At 66.4% G+C, this 6217-nt stretch carries 7 protein-coding genes; 3 read left to right on the forward strand and 4 right to left on the reverse strand.

What is annotated here, in order from left to right; all coding sequences use genetic code 11:
- Window positions 1-54: 54 nt before the first annotated feature.
- Window positions 55-717, reverse strand: a complete 663-nt coding sequence (locus tag ACE3RQ_RS04965; protein WP_374520498.1) for a YceH family protein — start codon at window positions 715-717, stop codon at window positions 55-57.
- Window positions 718-731: 14 nt separating this feature from the next.
- Between ACE3RQ_RS04965 and purN the strand changes: the two genes are divergently transcribed.
- Window positions 732-1337 carry a phosphoribosylglycinamide formyltransferase gene (gene purN, locus ACE3RQ_RS04970; RefSeq protein ID WP_374520500.1) on the forward strand — a complete coding sequence of 202 codons (606 nt, stop codon included), beginning with the start codon at window positions 732-734 and terminating at the stop codon, window positions 1335-1337.
- Window positions 1338-1374: 37 nt separating this feature from the next.
- On the opposite strand, the gene ACE3RQ_RS04975 is transcribed toward purN, so the two are convergent.
- Window positions 1375-2994, reverse strand: a complete 1620-nt coding sequence (locus ACE3RQ_RS04975) for a peptide chain release factor 3 (protein WP_374520502.1) — start codon at window positions 2992-2994, stop codon at window positions 1375-1377.
- 35 nt (window positions 2995-3029) lie between these two features.
- Between ACE3RQ_RS04975 and ACE3RQ_RS04980 the strand changes: the two genes are divergently transcribed.
- Entirely contained in the window at window positions 3030-4298 is a 1269-nt protein-coding gene (locus tag ACE3RQ_RS04980; protein WP_374520504.1) for an RsmB/NOP family class I SAM-dependent RNA methyltransferase, read from the forward strand.
- 161 nt (window positions 4299-4459) lie between these two features.
- On the forward strand, window positions 4460-5680 hold the full coding sequence (locus ACE3RQ_RS04985; protein ID WP_374520506.1) for a fatty acid desaturase: 1221 nt from the start codon (window positions 4460-4462) through the stop codon (window positions 5678-5680).
- Window positions 5681-5856: 176 nt separating this feature from the next.
- On the opposite strand, the gene rpmG is transcribed toward ACE3RQ_RS04985, so the two are convergent.
- Window positions 5857-6027, reverse strand: a complete 171-nt coding sequence (gene rpmG / locus ACE3RQ_RS04990; RefSeq protein WP_234266767.1) for a 50S ribosomal protein L33 — start codon at window positions 6025-6027, stop codon at window positions 5857-5859.
- Window positions 6028-6047: 20 nt separating this feature from the next.
- Window positions 6048-6217, reverse strand: a 170-nt coding sequence (locus ACE3RQ_RS04995; protein ID WP_374520533.1) for a bL28 family ribosomal protein, incomplete at its 5' end; no start/stop codon positions are given.

Below are 6217 nucleotides of genomic sequence, written 5' to 3' on the forward strand. Positions count from 1 at the left end.
GGCCATCGGGGTGCTCATTGAACAACGCAGATCAGTTTCGCACGACCGTTCGTTTCAGTTCTGTCCGGGCTGCGACAAGCCGAGTTGTTCGCTCAGGTGCGCCAATTGGGCTTCCAGCCGCTGCACCGTGGCTTCCAGGGCGGCCACGCGATCGGCCAGGCCCGAGGCCTCGGGGGCGGCGGCGCTGGCCGACACGCTCACCGGGCCGCCCAGCAAGTGCGCCCAACGCGCCTCGCGCGCGCCCGCCGCCCGGGGCAGCTTGACCACCAGCGGCCCGCCGGCCGATTCGCTGCGCGATTGCAGCTCGTCCAGAAAGGCCTCCACCGAGCCGATGTCCAGAAACTTGTACCAGCGCTCGCAGTTCAGGCGCAGCTCGCCAGCGGTTTGCGGGCCGCGCAGCATCAAGGTGCCCAGCAGCACCGCCGATTGCTCGGGCACGCCCACGCCGCGCATGAAGTTGTGCTCGTAGCGCGGCACCCGGCTGCCGCTGGACTCGATCACCAGCGAGCGCTCGCGCAGCCCCTCCAGCGCCTCGATCACGTCGGGCTCGCTCAGCTCCATCACCGGCTCGCGCGCGGTTTTCTGGTTGCAACCGGTCAGCAAGGCGTTGAGCGACAGCGGGTAGCTGTCGGGCACGGTGCGGGCCTTTTCCATCAAGGTGCCCAGCACGCGGGCTTCGGCGGGGGTGAGCGGTCGCTCAGCAAAATTCGGGCTCATTACACTCCTCGGCCATGTCAGGCGAAATGCACAACAACATCGTGATTCTCATCTCCGGGGGCGGCTCCAACATGGCCGCCCTGGTGGAGGCCTCGCGCCGCCAGCACTGGGCGCGCCGTTTCGGCGCCCGGGTGGTGGCCGTCATCAGCAACAAGGCCGAGGCGGGCGGGCTGGCCTGGGCCCGCGAACAAGGCCTGGCCACCGCTGTGGTGGACCACAAGGCCCACGCCAGTCGCGAGGCGTTTGATGCCCAGCTCATGCAGGAAATCGATCGCCATGCGCCTGCGCTGGTGGTGCTGGCCGGCTTCATGCGGATTCTCACCCCCGGCTTCGTGGCCCATTACGAGGGGCGGCTGGTCAACATCCACCCCAGCCTGCTGCCGGCCTTTCCCGGCCTCAAGACCCACGAGCGCGCCATTGAAATGGGCTGCCGCTTTGCCGGCGCCACGGTGCACCGCGTCACCGCCGAACTTGACCACGGCGCCATCCTGGAACAGGCCGTGGTGCCGGTGCTGCCAGGCGACACGCCCGAGGCCCTGGCCGCGCGCGTGCTCACGCAAGAGCACGTGATCTATCCGCGCGCGGTGGAGGCCTTGCTGGCGGGTTTGTCGGCCGCCTGAGCCAGCCCGTTACCGGGCTGGCTTTGCCCGAAGGGCCTTACATCGACTTCGCAAACACCAGGCCGGCGTGTTCCCGCATGGCGTGGAACTTGATCTTCGGCCAGTTGGCCTCCACGGCGCGCAGCGTGGCCATGTGGTCCAGCAGGATGGTGGGGGCGTCCACCGCGTCCAGCGCCACGCGGTGGGCGTTGGCGTCGATGAAGCGCTTGAGTTCCTGTTCGCCGCCGTCTTCGGGCGCGCAGGTCACCCAGCGCGCCACCTGGTACGGGCTGCCCATGATGCGGGCCTTCACGCCGTATTCGTGCTCCAGCCGGTGGGCCACCACCTCGAACTGCAGTTGCCCCACCGCGCCCAGCAGCAGCACGCTGCCCGCCACGGGGCGGAACACCTGAATCGCGCCTTCCTCGCCCAGTTGGGTGAGGCCCGCGCGCAATTGTTTGGTGCGCAAGGGGTCGGCCACTTCCACGCTGCGGATGATTTCCGGCGCAAAGAAGGGCAGGCCGGTGAACTGCAGGGCTTCGCCTTCGGTGAGGGTGTCGCCCAGCTGCAGCACGCCGTGGTTGGGGATACCGATGATGTCGCCGGCAAAGGCCTCGTCCAGCAGCTCGCGGCGCTGGCTCAGGAAGCTCACCACGGTGTTCGGCCGCAGTTCCTTGCCGCTGCGCACCACCTTCAGGCGCATGCCACGCTCGAAGTGGCCGCTGGCCACGCGCACAAAGGCAATGCGGTCGCGGTGCGCCGGGTCCATGTTGGCCTGAATCTTGAACACCACGCCGGTGAACTTGGGCTCTTCTGGGGCCACCGTGCGCTGGATGGCCGGGCGCGGGCCGGGCGGCGGGGCCAGATCGACCAGGGCGTCCAGCACCTCGCGCACGCCGAAGTTGTTGACCGCCGAGCCGAAGAGCATGGGCGTTTGGTGACCGGCCAGGAAGGCCTCGTGGTCAAAGGCAGGCGAGGCACCTTCCACCAGCTCCAGCTCGTCCTTGGCCTGCTGGAATTCCATGCCGAAGCGCTGTGCGCTTTCGGGGTTGTCCAGCCCGGCCAGCACTTCCTCGTCGCCGCCGCGCTTGTCTTCGCCCGGGGTGAACACGCGCATCTGGTCCTCGCGGCGGTCGTACACGCCACGGAAGGTCTTGCCCATGCCCACCGGCCAGGTGAAGGGCACCACCGTCATGCCGAGTTCGCGCTCGATCTCGTCCATCAGGTCCAGCGGGGCCTTCACCTCGCGGTCCATCTTGTTGATGAAGGTCAGGATGGGCGTGTTGCGCGCCCTGCAGACCTGCAGCAGGCGCCGGGTCTGGGGCTCCACGCCGTTGCCGGCGTCGATCACCATCAGCGCGGCGTCCACGGCGGTGAGCACGCGGTAGGTGTCTTCCGAGAAGTCCTGGTGGCCCGGGGTGTCGAGCAGGTTGATGACGCAGTCGCGGTATTCCATCTGCATCACCGACGAGGCCACCGAGATGCCCCGCTGCTTCTCGATCTCCATCCAGTCGGACGTGGCATGGCGCGCGGCCTTGCGCGCCTTCACGCTGCCGGCGATGTTGATGGCGCCCGAGAACAGCAGCAGCTTCTCGGTCAGGGTGGTCTTACCCGCGTCGGGGTGGGAAATGATGGCGAAGGTGCGGCGACGGCGCACCTGCTCTTGAAGTTCGGACATAGCCCTCGATTATCCCCGGTGGGACAATACCGCCCATGCACCCCAAAGCCTTGTTAGACGAATGCTCCGCCCTGATGGAGCAGGTATTCAGATTCGATCACCCGACCGACGCCGTGGTGTCGCGCTATTTCCGCGAGCATAAGTCCCTGGGCCCGCGCGAGCGCGCCACGCTGTCCGACACCGTTTACGCCGCCCTGCGCGAGCGCCTGAAATTCGAGTGGCTGGCCCGCTCGGGCAGCGGCTCCAAGTGGCGCCGCCTGTCCATCCTGGGTTTTCCGGGCGACCGCGACTTTCTCAAGAGCGCTTTGTCCGAGCAAGAGAAGGTGTGGCTCGACGCCTGCCTGCGCGTCCAACCCGACGAGCTCATGGCCCAGCACCGGCACAACCTGCCCGAGTGGCTGGCCACGGCCCTGCGCGAGCAAGTGGGCGACGGTTTCGATGCCCTGGTGGCCAGCCTCAACGGCCATGCCCCGCTGGACCTGCGCGTGAACACCCTCAAGGCCAAGCGCGACGCGGTGCTGGCCGACTTGCGCTCGGCCGGCCTGACGGTCGAGCCCACGCCGCATTCCCCCCTGGGCATTCGCTTGCAAGGCAAGCCCAACCTCAGCAAGGTGCCGGCCTTCATGCGCGGCGACATTGAGGTGCAAGACGAAGGCTCGCAGCTGCTGGCCCTGCTGCTGGACGCGCGCCGTGGCGAGATGGTGGTGGACTTTTGCGCCGGTGCCGGCGGCAAGACCCTGGCCATCGGCGCGGCCATGCGCAACAGCGGCCGGCTTTACGCCTTTGATACCTCGGTTCACCGCCTGGAGGGCCTCAAACCGCGCCTGGCGCGCAGCGGCCTCTCGAACGTGCACCCGGTGGGCATCGCGCACGAGCGCGACGAGCGCATCAAGCGCCTGGCCGGCAAGATCGACCGCGTGCTGGTGGACGCCCCCTGTTCCGGCCTGGGCACCCTGCGCCGCAGCCCCGACCTGAAATGGCGCCAGACGCCCGAGACGGTGGCGGCCCAGGCTGAGTTGCAGCAACGCATCCTGACCAGCGCGGCCCGCCTGCTCAAGCCCGGTGGCCGGCTGGTGTACGCCACCTGCAGCCTGTTGCGCCAGGAAAACGAGGCGGTGGCCGAGGCCTTTGATGCCGCACACACCGATTTCGAACCCATGCCCGTCCAGGCGGTGCTGGCCGATGCCCGCGTCAACGCCCCGGAAACCCTGTGCGCCGGGCCCGAGGGGCGCTGGCTTCGTCTGTGGCCCCATCGCCATGGAACAGATGGCTTTTTCGCCGCCGTCTGGCGGAAAAAGCCTTGAATTCCCCGATTGGCCCCGTAACTCCACCTTCATTGGCCGCTTTCCGGGGCCGATTGGGTTGGTGAAAAACCCCCCGACCTCTAAAATTCCAGGGTAATGGCTCCACTGCCCGGGGCCACTTCGGGTATTCCGTCTCTCTTGGGCAGTCTCTTAGGATCTCAATGATTGCTTCCGATTTTCTGGTCGCCGCGCGCGATGGTCTGGTCAACTTGCTCAGCGATGGCCTGACTGGCGCGTCCTGGTGGCAAATCGTCCTGGTCACCCTGGTGATGACCCACATCACCATTGCCAGCGTCACCATCTTCCTGCACCGCAACCAGGCGCACCGCTCTCTGGACCTGCACCCGATCGCTTCCCATTTCTTCCGCTTCTGGCTCTGGATGACCACCGGCATGGTCACCAAACAATGGACCGCCATCCACCGCAAGCACCACGCCAAGTGCGAGCAGGCCGAAGACCCGCACAGCCCGCAGATCTATGGCATCAAGAAGGTGTTCTGGGAAGGCGCCGAGCTGTACCGCGCGGAGTCGAAGAACGAAGAAACCATGGCCCGCTATGGCCACGGCACGCCTGACGACTGGATCGAGCGCAACCTCTACTCGCGCTACTCGGCGCTGGGTGTGTCGCTGATGGTCATCATCGACGTGCTGCTGTTCGGCGCCGCCGGTCTGGCCGTGTGGGCCGTGCAGATGGCCTGGATTCCGCTGTGGGCTGCCGGTGTTGTCAACGGCATCGGCCACTACTGGGGCTACCGCAACTTCGAGGCCTCCGACGCCAGCACCAACCTTGTGCCCTGGGGCATCATCATTGGCGGCGAAGAGTTGCACAACAACCACCACACCTACCCGACCTCGGCCAAGTTCTCGGTCAAGCCGTACGAGTTCGACATTGGCTGGGTGTACATCAGCGCCATGAAGGCCGTGGGCCTGGCCTCGGTGAAGAAGACCCCGCCGCAGCTTATGCTGGGTGAGGTGAAGCCGGTAGCCGACGAGAAAACGCTTGAGGCGATCATCGCCAACCGCTACGAGGTGATGGCCCGCTACGCCCGTGAAATGCGCGCCGCCGCCGCCACCGAGCTGCAGACGCTGAAGGCCAAGCACAGCGACGCCAAGGTGCTGGAAACGGCGCGCCGCTGGCTGCACCGCGACGACGACAAGGTGCCCGCCGAGGCGCGTGCCCAGGTCGAGCAGGTGCGCGCCGCCTCGCCGGTGCTCACCAAGATGCACGCCATGCGCGAAGAACTGCGCGCCCTGTGGTCCAGCACCACCTCGTCGCGCGAGCAACTGGCCGCTGACCTGCAAGCCTGGTGCCGCAAGGCCGAAGACAGTGGCATCGAAGCCCTGCGCCAGTTCTCGTTCAAGCTGCGCGCCGCGCACGTCTGATCCCGGTCTGTCTGGCCCGCCTCGGGCCAGCGCCCACGAAAAAGCCGCTCCATATGGGCGGCTTTTTTTCGCCTGTGCGACGGATGATGGGTGGCGACTGGCTCAGGGCATTGCCTGCGAACAGGCAACAAAAAACCCGCTGGTTCGCAGCGGGTTTTTCGTGGGTCAAGGCCGAATCACTTCAGCTTGATTTCCTTGTAGTCGACGTGCTTGCGAGCGACCGGATCAAATTTCTTGATCAGCATCTTCTCGGGCGTGGTCTTCTTGTTCTTGGTGGTGGTGTAGAAGTGGCCGGTTCCAGCGGTGGATTCCAGCTTGATCTTCTCGCGAGCGCCTTTGGTTGCCATGTTCGTGCTCCTTCAGGGAATCAGGCCTGGCCGCGTGCGCGCAGGTCTGCGAGCACGGCGTCAATGCCGTTCTTGTCGATCAGGCGCAGGGCGGCGCCGGAAACGCGCAGGCGCACCCAGCGGTTTTCGCTCTCCACCCAGAAACGGCGGTATTGCAGGTTCGGCAGGAACCGGCGCTTGGTTTTGTTGT

Origin of the sequence: Hydrogenophaga sp. (genome assembly GCF_041913525.1) — a bacterium.
Lineage (GTDB): Bacteria > Pseudomonadota > Gammaproteobacteria > Burkholderiales > Burkholderiaceae_C > Hydrogenophaga.